Source organism: Pedobacter anseongensis (assembly GCF_037482965.1).
Taxonomy (GTDB): Bacteria; Bacteroidota; Bacteroidia; order Sphingobacteriales; family Sphingobacteriaceae; genus Pedobacter; species Pedobacter anseongensis.
In genome coordinates this window covers 635,699-656,787 of record NZ_JBBHKB010000001.1, presented here as the reverse complement: position 1 = coordinate 656,787, position 21,089 = coordinate 635,699, and the positions used below count along the sequence as shown (strand labels likewise).

Here is a 21,089-nt window from a genome sequence, read left to right as displayed (position 1 = left end):
CAAATGATACGCTTACAAAACATAGAGAAAGTCTACCGTACGGATACCGTCGAAACCTTAGCCATAAATGGCATTAACCTAAACATTGCTAATGGCGAATTTCTTTCCATCATGGGCCCATCGGGTTGTGGAAAAAGCACTTTACTGAATATTATGGGCTTGTTAGATGAGCCTTCTAAAGGAAGCATCAGCATCAACGAGCAAGACATTAGTAGATTTTCAGATCAGCAACTGGCTAAATTTAGAAACGAAAAATTGGGTTTTATCTTTCAGAGCTATCATTTAATTAACGATTTGCAAGTCTTAGACAATGTGGAGTTGCCGCTACTCTATCGCAATTCGACTGCAAAAGAGCGAAAGCAGTTGGCAAGCGAAGCTTTAGAAAAAGTTGGATTAAGCAATAGATTAAGGCACTTTCCTACTCAATTATCGGGTGGACAACGTCAGCGTGTAGCCATTGCACGAGCAATTGTAGGCAACCCAAAAATTATATTGGCCGATGAACCCACAGGAAATTTAGATAGTGGGATGGGAAATGAGATTATGGAAATCCTCATCAATCTCAATAAAAATGAAGGCACCACCATTGTAATGGTTACGCACGATGAAAATATGGCGAATAAAACACACAGATTAGTCCGTCTTTTTGATGGTTCACAAGTTCAATAGAAACCACCATGCTAAAAAATTATTTTAAAATCGCCATTGCGGTATTGAAGCGAAGAAAATTTTTCACGTTTATCAGTTTATTCGGAATCAGTTTTACATTAACGATACTCATGGTTGGCGTTGCCTTTCTCGACAAAGTGATTAGCCCAGATTATCCAGACTATAAAAGAGATCGATCCTTGTATGTAACCACAATGGAAATGTCGAACACCAAAGAAGGGTGGTTAAGTAGGTCTGATGTTTCTTTTTATTTTTTAGACCACTATGTATCTCGACTAAAAAATATAGAAATGATGGCAATTTCATCAAACGCAAGATCGTCTAATGCTTATGTAAATAACCAAAAAATTGTGATAGACTATAAGCATACCAACGCTGATTATTGGAGGGTATTGGAATATCATTTTTTAGAAGGAAAACCTTACTCGCAAAGTCAAATCGACAATCGTGAATACGTAGCTGTAATATCTATTAAAACAAAAAAAGAGTATTTTGGAGATGAAGCAAAAGTTGTTGGTAAATACATTTCTGCAGACAATATAAACTATCGCGTAATAGGGGTAGTAGATAATGTTCCAAAAACACTTCTTAGCCTTGCAGGTGATATGTACTTGCCATATACCGTGGCAAAAGACAACTATAACAAGCCCGACTTAATGGGTGGCTTTAATGCAGTGCTGCTAGCGAAAACAAAGGCGGATGTTTCAAAGCTGAAAGAAGAATTTGATCAGATGATGAAAAAAATCCCAATCTCTACAAAAGAGTTCGATGCCGTATACAGTCACGCTGATCCGTATTTTACCAGTATAACCAGAAGGTTGGCAGGCGATGGAAAAGATTCAGGAACTTCGACTGTTATCGGGGTCCTTAGTCTTTTCGTGCTCCTATTTTTATTGTTGCCAACCATCAATTTAGTAAACATCAATATCACACGTATTTTAGAGCGTTTGTCTGAAATCGGAGTTCGAAAGGCTTTCGGTGCTTCTTCTAAAACACTAGTTTATCAGTTCATTGTAGAAAATATGATATTAACCTTTTTCGGTGGACTAATTGGGCTATTTTTTTCGGTGTTTGTGATTTATTTTATCAATGATTTACAGCTAATCGAAAATGTCTATTTGAAAATAAATTTTTCTGTGCTGTTGTATAGTTTCATCGCTTGCTTATTTTTCGGATTGCTATCTGGCGTGTATCCGGCTTGGCGCATGTCTAAATTAAATGTAGTTACAGCTTTAAAAGCACAATAACCTAAAAGAAATTATCATGTTAAAACATTTATTTAAATTAATTTGGAATAAACGGAAGCAAAATTTCCTGTTTTTGTCCGAAATCCTTGTTTCATTTTTAGTCATCTTTGCCGTATTTTCTTTTATCACCTTTTACTATCAAAATTACACAAAACCTTTAGGCTTTGAGTACAAACATGTTTGGGCTATTAACTATGATAATGAACACGTAACTAAGAATGCCGACTCGCTACAAATATTTTATCGCAACTTGAAAAATTCACTTAAAGCTATGCCACAAATTGAAGCCGTGACCTTTTCTGGGACGAATTTTCCATACTCGAACAGCAATATAAGTACTTCCTTAAATAAAAACGGCAAGAGATTTAACTGGGTTAATGTTTATGCCGATGCCGAAGATTATGTAAAAGTTTGGAATGTAAAACTCATCGCCGGCAGATGGTTCAATGAAGATGATAAAGCGACAAAAAATAAAAGCATCATTATCAATGAAACCTTACAGACAGCCATATTTGGTAAGCGTAGCGCAGTTGGACAATTACTAGGCGATTTTGAAGATAAGAACAGCATGAAAGTAATTGGTGTAGTACAAGACATTAAAGCTAATGGCGATTATTGGCCAGCGGGTAATGCAATGTTCAATAGAGCAGATACTTCAGATTTACGACAAAATCGCAATATTTTGGTCAAAGTAAGCGAAAATGCAAATGCTGCTTTCGAGAGCGAGTTATACAAGTTCATGACCAGTACTTTTAAGAATTCGACCGTGGGAATTGAGCATCTTACCGAAATGCGCGATGCTAAAAATGAAGTAACGATTATCCCGATGATTATTTTTATCATCATCGCTAGCTTTTTAATCATCAATGTGGCTTTGGGCTTATTCGGCGTACTCTGGTATAACATCAATAAAAGAAGGGGCGAAATTGGTTTACGAAGAGCAATTGGAGCCACAGGAACTAATGTTTCTTACCAGTTGGTTGTAGAAGCATTACTTTTAGCCACTTTATCATTAGTAGTGGGCTGTTTCTTTGCCGTTCAGTTCCCACTGCTCAATGTTTTTGATGTAGCCTCTAGTGTTTACCTCATAGCGATGGTATTGACTGTAATTTTTATTTATCTATTAGTTTTTCTTTGTGCCTTATATCCGGGTAAACAAGCTGCAGCCATTCATCCAGCAGTTGCATTACATGAAGAATAATCCTTATCTTAACTTCGCATATGATATTACTTGTTGATGATGATATTGCCGTAAGAACTTCCTTGTCATTACTTTTAAAAGGAGCAGGTAATGAGGTGCTTACGGCAAACAATGCCCTTCAGGCTTTTGAGATTATACAAACTCAAAAGCCTGAACTTGTTATTTTAGATTTGAACTTTTCTATTGATACCTCTGGCGATGAAGGCATGAGTTTATTGCAACAAATAAGAACGCATGATGCTATATTGCCTATTATTCTGATAACCGGCTGGGGGAGCATTGATCTAGCCGTGAAAGGAATGAAATTAGGGGCAAACGATTTTATTAATAAACCTTGGAATAACGACTATGTATTGCAATCTGTAGCTACTTTACTGCAATTAAACGGGAAAAAGCCAGTAGCCAAAAATAGAAGAGAACTTGACAAAAAGTATCAGCTTAAGCAAATCATAGGAGAGGATCCAGAATTATTAACTATTTTAGAAATTATAGGTAGGGTAGCTGCAACAAATGCATCCGTACTTATAACGGGCGAAAGCGGTACAGGAAAAGAACTGATTGCCGAAGCCATTCATGAAAATAGTGCTAGAGCTGCCAAACCCTTTGTGAAAGTTAATCTAGGTGGTATTTCTTCATCGTTATTCGAAAGCGAGATGTTTGGGCATGTTCGTGGGGCTTTTACCGATGCGCGTTTCGACCGAATGGGCAGGTTTGAAATGGCACATAAAGGCACTATTTTTTTAGATGAAATTGGCGATTTGGAGGCGAGCAATCAAGTAAAATTACTTCGCGTTTTACAAGATAGAACCTATGAGGTGTTAGGCAGTAGCCGAACCAAAACAGTCGATATACGAGTGGTTTGTGCAACCAATAAGAATTTAAACGAAATGGTACAAGTAGCTACGTTTCGAGAAGATTTATTATATCGAATTAATTTGGTTACCATTCATTTACCTGCACTTCGAGAACGGAAAGGAGACATCCCGTTATTGGTTAACTTCTTTATTACCAACCTTAAAGAGATATATAATCGCCCCCATCTAACCGTTTCTGCAACAGCTATGCGCTGGTTACAACAATTACCATTGCCAGGAAACATTAGGCAGTTGAAGAATTTGGTAGAACGTACCGTACTTATTAGCGATAAAAACGAGTTAGGAGTTGATGATTTTCAGGCGCAACTGCATCTTTCGCCCTTAAAGAACGATAAAGTTAAATTACCAGGAGTGGGTACCATGACGCTCGACCAAATGGAGGCCGAAATGGTAAAACAAGCTATGAATTTTCATAAAAACCGGATCACCAAAGCCGCAGCTTCTCTTGGAATTACCAGAAATGCGTTGTATCGACGCCTAGAAAAGTACCAGATCCCTTTTAATGAAACTGAAGACTAAGTATATCACATTTGTTGTTACCATTCACTTGGTTTGCCTAGTGATGAGCTATTTCATTTTCGAAAAGGATGAACTCATCTTTTTACTATCCGAAGTCTTTATCCTTTTCTCCATTCTCATTTCGTTGAGCTTATATAAACAGCTCATTACACCGTTGATGTATTTGAAACAAGGGGTGAATGCAATAAAAGACCAAGACTTTAATGTTAAGTTTTTGGTTACGGGTAAAACAGAAGTCGACGAATTAGTAGATGTGTATAATAGAATGATCGATGAGTTGAGGAATGAGCGTACAAAACAACAAGAACAACACTTTTTTCTCGATAAACTCATTCAAACTTCACCCACTGGAATTATTATTCTCGACTATGATGGCGAAATCAAACAAATTAATCCACAAGCCAGAGAGATTTTAAATCTTTACCCTGAACTTTTATCAAGTGAACTTACACCCATGAAAATAGGTGTTGGAAAAATGGTTAAAATAGGAGGGGTAAAAACGTATAAAATCCAAAAATCAAAATTTATAGATCGTGGGTTTGAGCGGGTTTTTATATTGTTGGAAGATGTAACTTCAGAGATTTTCGAAGCAGAAAAGAACATATACAGTAAAGTGATTAGGATGATGGCTCATGAAGTAAACAATACTATTGGGCCTGTAAATTCAATTATTCATTTGGCGTTAGGCCAACAAGAAGAGCAGGCAAACGAGAAGAACCAGCTCCTAAAAAACGCTTTACAAGTGGCGATAGATCGAAATCAAAATCTGAATATTTTTATGCGAAATTTTGCAGATTTGGTTAAGCTTCCAGCAGCAAATAAAAAGGAATTAGATTTGGTAAGCCTGCTTAAATCTGTGGCACAGTTGATGGCCTTTTCTGTGAAAGGGAAAGAAATTAAATTTGAGCTCGACTTACCGAATGAGCCATATTTTATTTTGGGCGATGAGCAACAGTTGGAACAGGCTTTTATCAATATTGTAAAAAACGCAATAGAAGCTATTGAAAAAACCGGAATGATTACTTTTAAACTCGATTCAATGCTTCATCAAATAGTGATTGCCAATAACGGAAAAGGAATCGATAAAGAACATAATGAGGAGGTGTTCAGTCCATTTTTTAGCACAAAAAAAGATGGGCAGGGCATAGGATTAACCCTAGTGAGAGAAATTTTAGTAAACCACAGCTTTGGTTTCTTTTTAAGGACAGAGAACGAGGTAACAAAATTTATTATTGAGGTTAAGTAATCGTTTCTAAACTAAAATAAAAAGTAGACCCTTCACCCTCTTTACTCTCTACCTCAATTTTGCTGTCGTGGTGACGTAATATTTCAGAAACCAAATACAAGCCGATACCAAAGCCCGAAACCATTTTTAACTTATCGTCTTCGGCGCGATAAAATCGTTCGAAAAGACGTTTTTGATCCTCAGGTCTGATGCCAACTCCTTTATCTTTCACGTATATTTTTACACTATTGCCTTGCTTTTCACAACCCAAGGTAATGATTCCTCCATCAGGGTCATACTTTATAGCATTGCTAAGTAGGTTGTTCAGTACCTGACCGAGCTTATCTCGATCGCCATATATAAAGATTGTATCGCAGCCAACCAGTTGTAGGGTATGTTTTGAAGTTAAAAATTGCACATCTTGAGCAATTTCTGTTGCTAATAAAGAAAATTCAAACTTTTTTTTATGGATAGACATTTCCCCCTCTTCCAGACGTGCCACATTTAAAAAATCGTTTATCATAGCCGTCATACGCTTCGTTTGTACTTCTGTTCGGCTAAGGGCTTTAATGTGGAAATCATCGCCCTCCTTTTTAGATTTAGCTAATAAAAGTTGAATATAAGAGTGGATGGTAGTTAATGGTGTTTTAAGCTCATGACTTACCATGGCCACAAAATCGTTTTTACGTTGCTCTTCCTGTTTTTTAAACGTAATATCCCTAATTATTTTCGAGAGCCCAATAATTTGACCGTTTTTGTCTTTTACTGGGGATATGGATAATGATACATCAATCAATTTACCACTTTTGGTAAGCCTTTTGGTCTCAAAATGCTCTACCCGATCTCCATTTTTTAAACGAGCCAATATTTTTGGTTCCTCGTCTTGCCTATCTAAAGGAATAAGCTTGTAAATGGTTTCCCCTATAATTTCGTCTGCAGTGTAGCCAAACATGCGAACGGCAGATTCATTCCAACTCGTTATTACACTTTCGAGTGTTTTACTAATGATGGCATCATCAGACGATTCGATAATTGCGGCTAACTTTGCACTTTTCTCCTCACCTTGTTTGATGTCGGTAATTTCTAAGGCGATAATTAATCCTGCCTCAACCTCCTGAGCATCGTTTTTGAGCGGTATAAAATGAACCATATAGGTATCATCACTCATAGACGACTTTCTTTCGGTCGAAAATTTTTCTCCTGCCAGCACCTTTTCATAGAGGTGTTTGGTAGCCTCATAGCGCTCAGGTGGAGCAACTTCGGTTGGATGTTTCCCCTTGTAATCGCCACTGTTGTAACCCATCTTTTCCATAATATCGCCTTCTATAGTGATAAAGCGATGATTTTTGTCGATAACAATAATTAAGGATTTCGGTATATTTAATGCAATAGATTTGAATAGCTTTTCGCTTTGCTGAAGATTGTATTGTGTTTGTATGAGTTCTTCGTTTGTAGCTGCTAACTCTTCATTAATTGCAGCATATTCCTCATTTGCAGCAGCTTGTTCTTCGATAGAAGCCGCAAGTTCCTCATTGATGCTCAATAAATCTTTCGAGTTTTTTACTTTTTCGGTAGTTTCTACGCAAATAACAAGTACCCCTCCAATATGTCCGTTTTCGTCGCTTATTGGACTATAAGAGAAATCAAAGTAGCACTCTTCTACATATCCGTTGCGATCTATTGGGACCATAAAATTTGGAAAGCCTACTGAAGCCCCTTCCATCACATTTTTAAACATCGGGCCAATGGTATCCCATATTTCTGCATAGGTATTTCTAGCCGAACCACCCAATGCCTTTGGATGCTTGGCTGTGCCATTTATTGGCCTGAACGCATCATTGTATAATTGAATATATTCTTCACCCCAACAGATAAGCACAGGTAATGTTGTGCTGAGCATCATGCTTACGGCGTGTTTTAAAGATAAGGGCCATTGTTTAGGTTCGCCTAATGGGTTTGTTTTCCAATTGATAGAACGGATGAGTTCGCCCATTTCTCCCCCGCCTTTTAAAAATGGCAACAAGTTATTTTCTAATCCATTAGGTATTTTCATTAGCAGATAGGGTTCAAATGCGTTATGCTGATTAAAAACAAGGAACCGAATTTAATAAAAATTAATGGGTATTTGCAATTCCAATCTGCTAGTAAAATTGTACTTTTATCGTTTATACACCATGAATCATGGCAAGGAACGTCTTACATTAAAGCAAAAATTATAAACAGATGAAATATCTATTACTGTTATTTTTGTTGTCTAGCATTAACCTACATGCTCAGAATAAAGCTAAACCTAACATCGTTTTTGTTATGGCTGATGATTTGGGATATGGAGAGTTAGGTTGCTATGGCAATACTTTTAATGAAACGCCAAATCTCGACCATCTCGCGAAGGAAGGAATCAGGTTTACCCAAGCCTATGCTGCTGCTGCAATTTGCTCGCCCTCACGCGTAAGTATTTTAACCGGACAATATCCTGCCCGAACAGGTATTACCGATTTTTTGCCCGCTAAAACTGACAGGTGGTTAGATCCCGCAAAATATTATACCTTAAACGAGGCTTTGTCTAATGCCGGATATCGAACTGCAATCATTGGTAAATGGCACTTAGATACCGATTACCAGACAATGAAAGGTAGTCCACAAGCCCATGGTTTTAACGAAGTAATCGCTTCTGAAACTAAATATATTGCCGATGGCGATTACTTTTTTCCATATGATAAAATTGCAACACTTGCTGAGGGCGAAAGTGGCGAATATTTAACAGATCGGCAGAGTAAAGAAGCGGTTAAATTTATTGAACGAAATAAGGATAAACCCTTTTTTTTATATTTGCCCTATTATAGCGTACATACTAAATTGGATGCCCCAGAAGCTTTAGTAAATAAATACAAAGCAAAATTCGACCAAAAGTATGGCGTTGGTGAAGCCGAAAAATATTTTGGTGCCGGGAATATTAGGCATGAATCGGCACATCTTGATAATCCTTATTTAGCCGCTATGCTAGCGCGAATTGATGCCGGGGTTGGCGATGTTTTAGCGGCGTTGAAAGCGAATAAATTAGATCAGAATACCATTTTTGTATTCTTTTCAGATAATGGCGGTGCGCCCAATGCTGGGAATAATGGAGTACTCAGAGCAAGTAAATCTTGGTTATACGAAGGCGGAATCCGAGAGCCGTTAATTATGAAATGGCCAAACTTTATAAAAGCAGGCACCGTTAGCAATGAAGCCGTATGTAGTATCGATTTTTATCCAACATTTTTAAGTGCAGCTAACCAAGCTCCAAAATCAAATGAACAATTAGATGGCATAAATCTATTGCCCTTGCTAACTCAAGGTGCGAAATTAACAAGAGATGCTTTATATTGGCACTATCCCTCAGAAACCGGTAAATGGGTAAATAGAATGGCGAGTGCGGTTAGGATGGGCGATTATAAATTGATTAACTTTTATAAAGGAAATCGTTTCGAACTGTATAACATTGAACAGGATATTGGCGAAAAAATAGATCTTTCCAAAACAATGCCTGGTAAGTTAAAAGAACTTAAGCATAAGCTTTCTACCTGGCGTAAGGAAGTAAATGCCGAATTACCTGTAATCCCAAATAAGAATGAATAATGTTTTTAAGGCTTTATTAGTTAGCGTTTTATTAATAAGTGCACAAGATCCAACAGCTTATTTTACCAATCCCATTGGCAAGGGTGCTGATCCTTGGGTTACCAAAGTGGATGGATTTTACTATTCCTCTTTTAGTGGCGCCGGAAAAAACAGTAAGAATTTTATCGCCATAAGTAAATCGAAATCATTAACCCAACTTGGCGAACGTAAAGTTGTGTGGGTTGCTCCCAAAGAGGGCTGGAATAGTAATTGCATATGGGCTCCTGAAATTCATCACGTAAATGGGAAATGGTACATCTACTATGCTGCCGGCAAATCGGGGCCTCCTTATACGTTTCAGCGTTCGGGAGTTTTAGAATCGGTATCTGATAATGCACAAGGTAAGTATATTGATAAGGGTGTGCTAAAAACAGGTGAGGATGATAACGACTATTGCAAAACCATTTGGGCCATTGATCTTACCGTAACTGAGATTAGCGGGCAGCTGTATGCCATTTGGTCGGGATGGGAAGAGAACAAAAAAACCGATAAAACGGGTCAGCATCTTTATATTGCTAAAATGAAAAACCCCTATACCATCAGTTCTGAGCGGGTAAAAATTTCGAGTCCTCAAGAACCATGGGAAACGGGTGGCCCCTTAAACCTAAACGAGGGGCCAGAAGTGCTAAAGCACGATAAAGATGTGTTTATTATCTATTCTACTCGCGAATCGTGGTTAAAAGAATATCGTTTAGGGCAATTGCGCTTAAAACAAGGCAGCGATCCTATGCAAGCGCAAAACTGGGTAAAGAAAGGGCCAGTATTTGAAGGGACAGCGCAGGTTTTGGGTACAGGCCATGCGAGTTTTACCAAGTCGCCAGATGATAAAGAAGATTGGATATTTTACCACTCAAAGATTGCCGAAAAACCAGGTTGGCAGCGAAACTTAAGGTTGCAAAAGTTTTCTTGGGATAGACATGGCGATCCTGTTTTTGGTATTCCAGTTGCTGCGGGTGTGTTAGTTAAAAAGCCATCCGGCGAAAATTAAATCATTAATGAACCACATTTTAGATAATCCAATTTACCATGCGCTTTGTACCGCGCATCTTGCGTTTTCAAAAGGAACGCCTGAGGCTACCTATTATCAAGAAGATATTGCTCCTTTTGCCGGGTTAAAAGAAAACTCGAAAGAAAATTTCGAAGCGTTGCACGAAAATTCTCCTCCTGAAAGCACATTCGTAGTCTTTACTCCAAAGGCCTACCAAACCCCGAAAAACTGGGAGTTAGTTTCGCATATCGATATGTTTCAACTAGTTTATGAACCTACTCAGGTGCCAAGTGGCGATGAAAAGCCGTTTGAAGACTTGAACGAAAGCCATGTAGAAGAAATGATAGCTTTAGTTAAGCTTACCCAGCCCGGACCTTTTAAAAGTAAGACTATTTTATTGGGGAATTATACAGGTGTGTTTCGAGACGAGAAATTGGTTTCAATGGCAGGTCATAGGTTTCATCCAATACCCTATATCGAAATCAGTGCAGTGTGTACCCATCCCGATCATTTGGGGAATGGTTATGCCTACATCTTATTGCGTGAACAGATAAAACGAATTTTAGCCAAGAATCAAATTCCTTTTTTGCATGTTCGAAATGATAATGTAGCTGCGGTTAAATTGTATCAAAAACTTGGTTTTGTTATTCGAACCGAGATGTTTGCATATGTTTTAAGGAAAGTTGGTTAAGTAATTTTTTAAATACTACGTTAGATGAAAAGTAAAAGCTACCTATTAATTTTTCTTCTGTTTTTATCGCTAAAAAGCACCGGCCAGCAAAGCGAAATTGAACAGATTTGGCAAAACTACACTCAATACCAAGAAGCGTCAATACAAAGCAGGTTATTTAAGCACAGCGATTTATTGCCTTTGATCGAAAAACAGGTTAAATCTAATCTCCTGAGAGATGAAATTATTGGCGAATCAGTTAATAAACGAAGCATCCATCATTTAACAGCGGGTACAGGAAAGACTAAGGTTTTGTTATGGTCGCAAATGCATGGCGATGAAGCCACAGCAACGATGGCCTTGTTCGATTTGTTTAACTTTTTATCTGCTAACGATCAATTTAATCCGCTAAGAAATAAACTACTTAACCAACTTGAATTACATTTTGTGCCGATGTTAAATCCCGATGGTGCACAAATTTGGACGCGTAGAAACAGCATGAATATCGATTTAAATCGGGATGCAAAGAATTTGGCCACGCCCGAAGCAAGAGCATTAATGCACTTGGGCAAGCAGTTAAATCCAGCGTTCGGATTTAACCTGCACGATCAGAGTACATTATATGCCGCTGGCAAAAACACGAGAAATCCAGCAACCATTTCTTTTTTGGCGCCAGCATACAATACAGCCAAAGAAATGAATGCTGTACGCACAAAGGCCGTTCAGGTTATCGCAACAGTAAATAAAGCAATTCAAACTAAAATCCCTAATCAAGTAGCAAAGTATAATGATACCCACGATTCAACTTGCTTTGGCGATACTTTTCAGGGCATGGGAATTTCTACAGTTTTAATCGAATCGGGTGGTTATCAAAATGATCCAGACAAGCAATTTATTAGAAAAGTAAATTTCTATAGTATACTTACCGCTCTAGATGCTATTGCTTCAGAGAATTATCTCAATGAAAATGTAGAAAATTATTGGGCACTGCCCAATAACAATAGAAATTTACATGATGTAATTGTGCGTAAAGTAGATTTCAAAGATGGTAAAACCGATTTAGGTATCAATCGAAACCAACGCTTAAGTGCTGATTTTTTAACGATGAATTTTGCAGGGACTATCGTCAAAGTTGCAGATTTGGATAGCACTTTTGCTTATCAAGAAGTTAATGCCGACGGACTTCATATCGTTGATGGAAAAACCAAAATCTTAAAAAGGTTAAAATGGGAAAAACTTACTCCAAAAAAGGAAATGCGAATAATTAAAAGAGGCTATCTTTTTGTGAAATGGAAGAATGAATTATCTCCTGTTGGCCCAATACAAAATAGATTGTTAAATTTAACCAACGCAGATCTATCTACTGAAATAAGCGTTGCCGAGCCCGCTAATTTTATACTCGCAAAAGGTAGAAAACCTGTATATGCGTTGATTAATGGTTTTGTGATTGATTTATCATCGAATGCGCTACCAGTGATGAACGCGATGGGATATTAGGAAGTTATGCGAATTCGAACGTCTTTATATGTTCAACCGTGAAGTTTTGAAAGAATTTTCTATTGTCATTGCATCGAAGCCTGTGCCAATATTCATCGAATGAAAATAAATTTGTTATTTTAGACCGAACGGTCTATATTTGTTATGATGTTGACAAAATCGGAACAAACGAAAAAATTTATCATAGAAAAAGCTGCACCTATTTTTAATAAGAAGGGGTTTGCAGCCACCTCTATGAACGACATTTTAGATGCCACCGGGCTTGCTAAAGGTGGTTTGTACGGTAATTTCGAAAGTAAGGAAGAGATTGCGCTAATGGCGTTTGAATATGCCAATGAACGTTTAATTGCGGCATTGTCTGAAAAGATTAGAAATGAAGTTTCAGCAAAGGATAAATTGGTGGCAATTTTTAATTTTTACCATAATTATAGCATTTATCCTACTATTGAAGGCGGATGCCCAGTATTGAATACTGCTGTTGATGCTGATTTTAATTTTCCTGCCTTAAAAGAAAAGGCTGCGTTGGCCTTGAACAAAATGCTAGGCTCGCTAGAGTACATTATTAATAAAGGTATTGCCACTAAAGAATTTCGCAAAAAGGTAGATGCTAAGGCCGAAGCAAATCTAATTTTTTCAGTTATTGAAGGCGGAATGATGATGAGTCGGTTAAACAACGAGCCGAAATACTTGAATGATTTGCTTTCTTACCTTAAAAAGCACATAAAGAACTATAAAAAGTAGTAATAATGGACCAATCGGTCTACAAACTTAATATGATTAAAGAACCTCAATCTTTTTATACTGTTCGCTTTAGCGATTGCGATTTATTCGGACATTTAAACAATGCACGTTATTTAGATTATTTTTTGAATGCTCGCGAAGATCATTTAAAGGATAATTATCAATTAGATTTGACGAGTTATTACCATAAGGGAATTGGCTGGGTGGTGGGCAGTCATGAAATAAATTACCTTAAACCTGCAAAATACAATGAAAAAGTGTTAATTAAGAGTTCGCTGGTTAAGGCGAGTGACCAGTATCTTTTAGTAGAGCTGCTGATGATGAACGCTGAACAAACTGAATTGAAGGCGATAATGTGGACGCGCTTTGTTCCCATAAGTGTAAAAACAGGAAAACGAGAAAACCATCCTAGCGATTTCATGGAATTTGCAAAGCGCATTGAACTTGAAAATTCTTTTGCAGAAGGCAGTATTAAGGAAAGGATTATATCTTTATTAAAAGAGATGAGAGCGCTTGCTTAATAAATACTATGAGAAACTTCCTTAAAAACAAGAATGTTTCTAAATTGAAATCATTTTAAGCATTTCCAATCCATTAAGCTAGTTTTGTATCAAACATATAAGCAATGGCTACAACAAAACTTACAATTAACAATAACGGTTCGGTAAAGATAGAGGGCGATTTCGAAATCGTAGATAGAAGTGGAAATGCCTATGGTTTACAAGGCAGAACAGTTTTATCCATTTGTCGCTGCGGCTTATCGCAGAACAAGCCTTTTTGCGATGGCTCACATAATGGGCATTTCGAACACGAAGCGGTAGCTTTTGATCTTCCTCCGAAAAAGGCATAATTATATAGTTTAACACAGAGAAATTAGAGTTTTTGTGCATACCACTACCTCTGTGTGCTCGGCGAAATCACGCTGTGAGCTCTGTGTTAAAAAAACTTTGGCCTTTGCGGTTAATATATAAAAATCTCTGTGGTTAGTAGATTACTCCCTCTTTGCCAATTTCTGGTGTAAAAAACTGGCTGTTGCTTCCGAAACTTTAACTGCATTCGAAAACTTCATCCAATGATGTGTATCGTCTGGGATGGCTAAATACTCGAAATCGAATTTTTTAAGCTCAAAACGGCGTGCTAAATCTACACTTTGACTAAATGGTACATTCCGATCATCATCAGCATGGATAAGAAGTGTGGGTGATGTCCAGGTGCTTAAATAGGTTAGTGGAGAAGAAGCAATTACTTTTTCTGCTGCCAATTGTGCATCTGGTGCGGTTTCTTTTTCAATAACAGTACTATTAAATCGACTATTTACACCATGAATATCAACCCCTGCAGCAAATAATTTCGAATCTTTTCCAAGAGCTAAAGCCACAAGATATCCCCCATACGACCCACCATAAATGCCAATTCGCTTTGGATCGATATTAGATTGTTTAGCCAACCATTCCCCAGCCGCCTTAATATCTTGATATTCTGACGCCCCTTGCGCTCCTGCAAAAAGTGGTTTGTGGAATTCATACCCGTAACCAATGCCCAGTCTGTAATTCACCGATAAAACCACATAGCCCAAGCTCACTAGGTACTGGTTTAAAGCGTAATCAATCGAATAATAATCCATGTGGTTCCAGCCTAAAAACATTTGTCGCTGCGGTCCGCCATGCACATAAACAATTGCTCCTTTTTTTCGGGGTCTGCCAGTGGGTGTAAACAATTGCCCATACACCGTAACCCCATCTGCAGCTTTAAAAGTAACATGAGTAGGGGTAACCAATTGCGCGGAGGGGAAGTCGTCTGGAATTAAATCGGCACACAACAACTGAGTCTGCTTACTTTGTTCGCTAAAAATAGCTGGCAAAAGCGGCTGCTGTGCCGTGGCACTGAAGTAAGCAATATTTGCTCGATCGCCTGTAATAACTGGCATGCTTTCTAAGCCTTTTCCGCTCGTTAGCGCTTGCATATCGGCTTTATCTATCGAAACTTTATACACATGTTTTCGGTCGATATCATCTTTATCCTTTCCGGTATTTGCGCTAAACACTACCCATTTTTTATCAGTGCTCAACTGCACATGTTCTACCATGAATTCGCCTGGAGTAAGTAAAGTTTGTTGCGAGCCATCGGTAGCAATCGAGTATAAATGCGGCCACCCATCCTCGTATGAGGTAAAAATTAATCGATCAGCGGCCCAAAGTAAATTTGCACCCCCCGCTACCGAAGGCAGCGAACCTTGCGGTGTTTCGGGTGCTTTCCAAATCTGTTTTCCTACACCAATTTGAATATTTACTCGCCAAATGGCCCAGGGAACATGTTTTCTAGCCAAAATCGAATCGGGTGCACCGCCCATGCCAGGATTTCTAATAAAGGCAATTTCGTTGCCATCGGGCGACCACCTTGGCGAATTATCCCTCGAAAAGGAAGGTAAAAGCCATTGTATAGGCGTTTCGGCATTGGTATAAATCCCGATAAAAGAATGATCGCCTCTCGAAGAAACAAACGCAATTTTCGAACCATCCGGACTAAAACTAGGGGAACCATTTGTTCCTTTGGCATAAAATAGGTTCTTTGAAGCTGTACTTCCATCAATCGTACTGGTCATAAGTTGCCCGCCCCGATCAAAAATAATTTGCATGCTGTTTGGTGCAATGAGCGGATTATCGCCCTCTCCAATTACATTCACTTTACCGCCATTAAAGGGTACGCTCATGATCTGCACTTTGGGGGCCATTGGTAGCGAAGCTGCATTTACAGGATTTGTACCCTCCCTCGAACCATGATCGCCACCACGTACAAAAACCACCCATTTCCCATCGTTAGATATACTTAAACTGGTGAGTTCTTGCCCGTCATCGTAAATATAATCGGTTATTTTAATAGGCTTAAACGAAGGGCCTTCAGCTACATAAATGTTTCTTTTACCTTGTTCATTCATCGCCCAAGCAATTTTCGATCCATTGGTAGAAGAGGTAAGCTCGGATGGAAAGGGATAACTTAATACAGATTTAACGGTAAAAGATTGGGAATAACTGGTAAGACTAAAAAAAAAGGAGATAACAATAAGTGATAAACGATTGATCATAAGGAAAGGGTATAAAGAAAGACCAAACACTTTGACAGACGTATAAAGTTTGTAAAAATGTTTGGTCCTTTTATTAGTGTAAATGCATTTTACTGATCCCACCACAGTTTAGTGGTACGAGGAACTGTAGCAGGTACATTGGAATTATTTTCGTTGATTTCATCTTTTACATAATCGATTCTGCGAATATAGGTAGGTAGCACTGCTCCAAGAGGTAAAGTGAAATTCTTGTATGCATAGTCATAACGGCGCGCATCGTTCCAGGCTTCCGCATTTAGATAAGTAGCCACATATTTTTCTTTAAAAATCAAATCTTTCGTTACCGGTACGAAGGCGGCTGCTAGGTAAGCCGTTCTTTCGGCGCCTGCAGGAACTTGCAGCTTATCGAAATTTGCGGTTATTCCAGCCTGATAAGCGGTGTTTGCCTGCGTAGTTAGGCCTGCCGCAAGTGCAGCCTCTGCTTCGATAAATTTGAGCTCTGCATAGGTTACAATCCATATTGGTGCAGTATCGCTAGTCCATGGCGAACTTTGAGCGATATATACTTCGTCTTTGGTGGTATTGCCGCCGGGAGGGCGATTACCCTGGCCATTTGTGGTACCTATGTAAAGACCATTTGCGGGTGCTTTATCGGTAATTTTTGCAATGCGCGGATCAAATATACCATAAGTGGTTCCATTTAAATGATCAACTAATTGCTCAGATAACCATCCGCCAAGAGACTGGGCAGCATTAGAAACGGCCACTCCAGCCCAGTTATTGCGAACCAAGAAATTATTCATTCCAGCATCATCGGCAGTACTGGTAAACGAATTCGCTACTGCAGTTAAAACTGCAGTTGGATTGTAGCCAGCGGTTTTACTTACTTTATTTAGTAAGCGTGCTTTTAACGCATAGGCGAATTTTCTCCAGTAGTTCTTATTTGGATTAGCTGCGGTACTAACTTTCCCATAAATAAGATCGCTATTGGTAGCGCCAGTAGGAAGCAATGTTCCGGTAGAGGTGGCTGTAAAATTAGCAATTGCCTCGTCTATCAATGCCATTGCAGAGGTATATACTGCTTGATCGGCATCGTATTTTGGTTTTAGCGTGGTAGCTACAAACGCCTCCGAAAAAGGCACGCTGCCCCAAAGATCATTGGCGAGGATAAGGTTGTAGGCAAGCATTACATTCGCAGCGCCCAGGTATTCGTTTGAATTTTGCAGAATTGCAAGTTTCTTTAATTCATTCGCATCTGCCATTGCATAATAAAGCGCATTCCATGTTCCACTTTGGTCGTTCGTATCATAAATGTCGGATGCGGCGTTTGGAGATGGGCTTGCTGTATATTGTACAAATGGATTGGTAATGCTAGCAACACTTACGCTATTCTGGGCAATCTTGTACGTAGATGTGGCCAGTAGTGAAGATAATGTAGGCGTTGTAACCTGATTTGGATTTAAGTTAACATCTTCAAAGTAATCGTCCTTACAACTTTGAAAAGTAAGTATAACAGCTATGGCTGAATATATGGTGTATTTAGTTAATTTTTGCATCATCTAAAGTTTTAAAGGCCTACATTAAGTGTAAATAAAACGGAGCGTGCCGCAGGATAGGTAAATCCTGCTGATCCATCGATATTGCTTCCACTGTTAAACGCACTTGATTCGGGATCGAGCCCGTAATAATTTGTGTGTAATAAAATATTATTGGCAGTAACCGAAAGACTGGCAGAGCGGATAGCATTTTTAGGCAGCCAAGCAGTAGGAATTGAATAACCTAAACTTATTGATCTGAGTTTAATCCACGAGGCATCTTGAACAAATGGCTCGGCAAGAAGTCGATAAACATCGCGATAATAACCTTGTGCACTGTAAACTACTCCATCTGGTGCTAAACCTTGCCCCATCCATACCGATTTCGTATTTGGGGTTCCATTTGCTAATACGCCTTCAAACACCTTGAACGAACGCCTTTCTTCAGTATATTTTGGTAAGCCAAAAGCAGAGTAGAAGTTTTCTAATCCATCATACTTCTCGAAGCCCCAACGTGCATCAATTAAGGTAGAAAGAGTGAATTTTTTATACCTGAAGTTGTTGGTAATACCGCCTATCCAATCGGGTTGTGAGTTGCCCAATAGTTTAAAAGTACTTCCTGAGCTAACTGGGTAGCCGTTTGCACCGATAAGCAATGGGGCGCTTTCATCTCCTGAGTTCGGTCCATAATGCATAAAGTAATTTCCATAGATATTTCCATATGATTGGCCCAATACAATTTTTTGGGTAATACCACTTCCGTATGAGCGACTGATATCTGTCCCATATACATATTCCGTAGCATCGCCTGGCATACGTAATACCTTATTACGATTCATAGAAAAGTTTAACAACGCATCCCACGAAAAGTCTTTCGATTTTATAGGCACCCCTTTTAATACCAACTCTATACCTCTATTACGTATATCGCCAGCATTTACCGATGTTGTAACATAGCCAGTAGTTGATGAAATTTGTGATTGAACGATTTGATCTTTACTTAGTGAATAATAGAACGTAAAATCAAAACCTAAGCGGTTTTTTAAGAACGACATTTCTAAGCCGGCATCGTAGGTGTTTGTAAACTCGGGCCTTAGATCGGGGTTGCCAAGGTTAGATGAAATACTTAAGCCAGTATACCCAGCAGGAAGCGTATAGGTGCCAAAACCGTAAGATGTTGAATATTCATTAGCATCTTTTCCGAGTTTTGCATACGAAAGCCGAAGTTTAGACTGGTTAATCCACTCTGGCAATTTTAATTGATCGCTAAATACATACGATAAACTTGCTGAAGGGTAGAAGAAGCTTCTATTCGATTTAGAAAGTGTAGACGTAATATCGTTGCGGCCGGTTAACGTTAAAAATAAGTAGTCTTTATAGTCGAACGTTGCTTCGCCGAAAATACCCTGAAGCCTTTTTTGTGTGAGCGATTGACCTACCGAAAGTGCTTTCGCATTGGCAAGGTTATAAAAGTTCCAGATATTAAACTGAGTGCCCTCGGTTCTTGCTTCTTTATATCTTCTGTTATAAAGTTCGTGTCCAAAACGTAAAGTACCATTTATATCTTTAGTAAGCTTCGAAGATAAGGTTGCGATAAAGGTAGAGTTCAATGTTCTGAAAGCGGTATTGTATTCGCCAATTAGACCAGTTGAGTTATCATAAGTAACTTCCCCGGGTACGCCACGTGCTGCAGGTGAATTTGCAACCCGGTTATCGGAATAAGTATCTACACCAAAGCGGTAACTTAAATTAAGCCAAGTTAACGGCTGATAACTTAGGTTAGCACCTCCGATAAAACGGTTTACATTATCCTTTAACCTGTTGTTTTTAGCCCCCCAAACTGGGTTATTTGTACCAACATATTTTTGGGTTCCATCGGGTTTAATGTAGTCGGCCACATCTACACGCGGTGCCCAGTAAGTTAATGATTCTCCAAAACGATCTGGACTATATCTAAAGCCCCCAGAATTGGTAAAATTCATATTCACACCGGCTTTTATTTTCGGACTAATCGTAATGTCGGTATTTAAACGTGCAGACAAATTTTTATAGTCTGTTCCTGGCATCATGCCTTGCTGAAATAAGGTTGATGCTGAAGAATAGAATCGAATGGCTTCTGAGCCCCCAGCAACTGAAACACTGGTTTTAGACTGATTGCCCGTTTCGTAAGCACGTTCATAATTGTTAAACAACTTATCTGGATGGGTAGGGTCTAATAATTTTGCTTCTGCAATGGTTGGCCCCCATGCTGGTCCGATACCGTTAGAACCATTGTTATAAACGCCAACTACGCCCGAAGTATAGGTAGTTTGCACTTCGGGGATTTTATTAATCTCATCGAGCCCGTAGGTGCTAGAAACGTTTACTTGAAAGCCTGTACCCTTTCCTTTCTTAGTGGTAATAACCACAACTCCATTTGCTCCTCTTAAGCCATATAACGCGGTAGCGGCACCACCTTTGAGGATATTAATGGTTTCAATGTCTTCTGGATTAACATCCGAAGCTCGATTGCCCACAGATCTAGCTCTGAAACCCTGACCTCCGTTTTGTGTTGCTCCAAATGTAGAAGTCGTATTATCGATCTGCACTCCATCAATTACGTATAAAGGATCTCCAGATGTGTTAGCGTCAATTGAGTTTACACCACGGATGCGGATTGCAGTACCTTGGCCAGGACCACCACCTACACTGGTAATTGTAGCGCCGGCAATTTTGCCCTGAAGTGCATTTAGTAGGTTAGACTGGTGGTTAACATTAAGATCTTCACCATTAACGCTCTGTGCAGAATAACCCAGCGATTTGCTTTGGCGTGTAATACCGAGACCTGTATTTATAACTACTTCCTGTAATTGGTTAACATCAGAAACGAGTTCTATATTAACCGTACTCTTCGAACCCACAGTAACTTCTTGCATTACAAAGCCAATATAGGTAAATACAAGTACGGAGGTGTTGTTCGGAACTGAAATGGAATAGGTACCACGTTCGTCAGTTAATTTTGTCGTTGTGGTTCCTTTAACTTTAATGCCAACCCCAGGTAATGGTTTACCTGTATCGCTCGCAATAACTTTTCCGGTTATCATTCGCTCTTGAGCCTTTAGGGAAAGGCTGAAAAGTATAATAAAAGGAAGAAAAAGTAGAGTAAAAATTTTTCTCATAATTAATATAGGTTAAGTTGATATATGCAATATAATGAATATTTAA

16 protein-coding genes are annotated in these 21,089 nt (G+C 38.8%); 12 read left to right on the top strand and 4 right to left on the bottom strand.

Translation table 11 applies throughout. The features are described from left to right. Window positions 1-3 precede the first annotated feature (3 nt). Genes WG904_RS03025 through WG904_RS03005 form a run of 5 tightly spaced genes read left to right on the top strand, consistent with a single transcriptional unit; the run spans window position 4 to window position 5,757 of the window. The gene (locus WG904_RS03025; RefSeq protein WP_339577805.1) at window positions 4-669 is read left to right on the top strand and encodes an ABC transporter ATP-binding protein; all 666 of its coding nucleotides are present in this window, start codon (window positions 4-6) and stop codon (window positions 667-669) included. An 8-nt stretch (window positions 670-677) separates the two neighbouring features. Then, on the top strand, window positions 678-1,916 hold the full coding sequence (locus tag WG904_RS03020) for an ABC transporter permease (protein WP_339577804.1): 1,239 nt from the start codon (window positions 678-680) through the stop codon (window positions 1,914-1,916). Between the two features lie 16 nt (window positions 1,917-1,932). Then, entirely contained in the window at window positions 1,933-3,117 is a 1,185-nt protein-coding gene (locus WG904_RS03015; RefSeq protein WP_339577803.1) for an ABC transporter permease, read from the top strand. 20 nt (window positions 3,118-3,137) lie between these two features. Next, a complete protein-coding gene (locus WG904_RS03010; protein ID WP_339577802.1) occupies window positions 3,138-4,511 on the top strand; it encodes a sigma-54-dependent transcriptional regulator in 1,374 nt (457 codons plus the stop codon). Then, window positions 4,495-5,757: a sensor histidine kinase gene (locus WG904_RS03005; RefSeq protein WP_339577801.1), complete on the top strand. Its 1,263-nt coding sequence runs from the start codon at window positions 4,495-4,497 to the stop codon at window positions 5,755-5,757. Before WG904_RS03010 ends, WG904_RS03005 begins: the two co-directional genes overlap by 17 nt. On the opposite strand, the gene WG904_RS03000 is transcribed toward WG904_RS03005, so the two are convergent. Further along, on the bottom strand, window positions 5,750-7,789 hold the full coding sequence (locus tag WG904_RS03000; RefSeq protein WP_339577800.1) for a PAS domain S-box protein: 2,040 nt from the start codon (window positions 7,787-7,789) through the stop codon (window positions 5,750-5,752). The two genes, WG904_RS03005 and WG904_RS03000, sit on opposite strands and share 8 nt — an antisense overlap. A 170-nt stretch (window positions 7,790-7,959) precedes the next feature. Here WG904_RS03000 and WG904_RS02995 point away from each other — a divergent pair, with 170 nt between their 5' ends. The 7 genes from WG904_RS02995 to WG904_RS02965 all read left to right on the top strand — a co-directional run bounded on the left by WG904_RS02995 (window position 7,960) and on the right by WG904_RS02965 (window position 14,139). Then, the gene (locus WG904_RS02995) at window positions 7,960-9,354 is read left to right on the top strand and encodes a sulfatase (protein WP_339577799.1); all 1,395 of its coding nucleotides are present in this window, start codon (window positions 7,960-7,962) and stop codon (window positions 9,352-9,354) included. Continuing rightward, window positions 9,347-10,381: a glycoside hydrolase family 43 protein gene (locus tag WG904_RS02990; protein WP_339577798.1), complete on the top strand. Its 1,035-nt coding sequence runs from the start codon at window positions 9,347-9,349 to the stop codon at window positions 10,379-10,381. The genes WG904_RS02995 and WG904_RS02990 overlap by 8 nt, the downstream gene beginning before the upstream one ends. Before the next feature lie 7 nt (window positions 10,382-10,388). Then, window positions 10,389-11,072, top strand: a complete 684-nt coding sequence (locus WG904_RS02985) for a GNAT family N-acetyltransferase (protein WP_339577797.1) — start codon at window positions 10,389-10,391, stop codon at window positions 11,070-11,072. A 24-nt stretch (window positions 11,073-11,096) separates the two neighbouring features. After that, window positions 11,097-12,548: a M14 family zinc carboxypeptidase gene (locus WG904_RS02980; protein WP_339577796.1), complete on the top strand. Its 1,452-nt coding sequence runs from the start codon at window positions 11,097-11,099 to the stop codon at window positions 12,546-12,548. 144 nt (window positions 12,549-12,692) lie between these two features. After that, window positions 12,693-13,289: a TetR/AcrR family transcriptional regulator gene (locus tag WG904_RS02975; protein ID WP_339577795.1), complete on the top strand. Its 597-nt coding sequence runs from the start codon at window positions 12,693-12,695 to the stop codon at window positions 13,287-13,289. Window positions 13,290-13,321: 32 nt separating this feature from the next. Beyond that, the gene (locus tag WG904_RS02970; RefSeq protein ID WP_339577794.1) at window positions 13,322-13,810 is read left to right on the top strand and encodes an acyl-CoA thioesterase; all 489 of its coding nucleotides are present in this window, start codon (window positions 13,322-13,324) and stop codon (window positions 13,808-13,810) included. 104 nt (window positions 13,811-13,914) lie between these two features. Then, the gene (locus WG904_RS02965) at window positions 13,915-14,139 is read left to right on the top strand and encodes a CDGSH iron-sulfur domain-containing protein (RefSeq protein ID WP_339577793.1); all 225 of its coding nucleotides are present in this window, start codon (window positions 13,915-13,917) and stop codon (window positions 14,137-14,139) included. A 141-nt stretch (window positions 14,140-14,280) separates the two neighbouring features. Here the strand turns inward: WG904_RS02965 and WG904_RS02960 are convergent, their stop codons facing one another. From WG904_RS02960 to WG904_RS02950, 3 genes are all read right to left on the bottom strand, one after another. Beyond that, window positions 14,281-16,371, bottom strand: coding sequence for a prolyl oligopeptidase family serine peptidase (locus WG904_RS02960; RefSeq protein WP_339577792.1), 2,091 nt, complete (start codon window positions 16,369-16,371; stop codon window positions 14,281-14,283). A gap of 89 nt (window positions 16,372-16,460) precedes the next feature. Continuing rightward, window positions 16,461-17,906, bottom strand: coding sequence for a SusD/RagB family nutrient-binding outer membrane lipoprotein (locus tag WG904_RS02955; protein ID WP_339577791.1), 1,446 nt, complete (start codon window positions 17,904-17,906; stop codon window positions 16,461-16,463). An 11-nt stretch (window positions 17,907-17,917) separates the two neighbouring features. Then, a complete protein-coding gene (locus WG904_RS02950) occupies window positions 17,918-21,043 on the bottom strand; it encodes a SusC/RagA family TonB-linked outer membrane protein (RefSeq protein ID WP_339577790.1) in 3,126 nt (1,041 codons plus the stop codon). Between the last annotated feature and the right edge of the window lie 46 nt (window positions 21,044-21,089).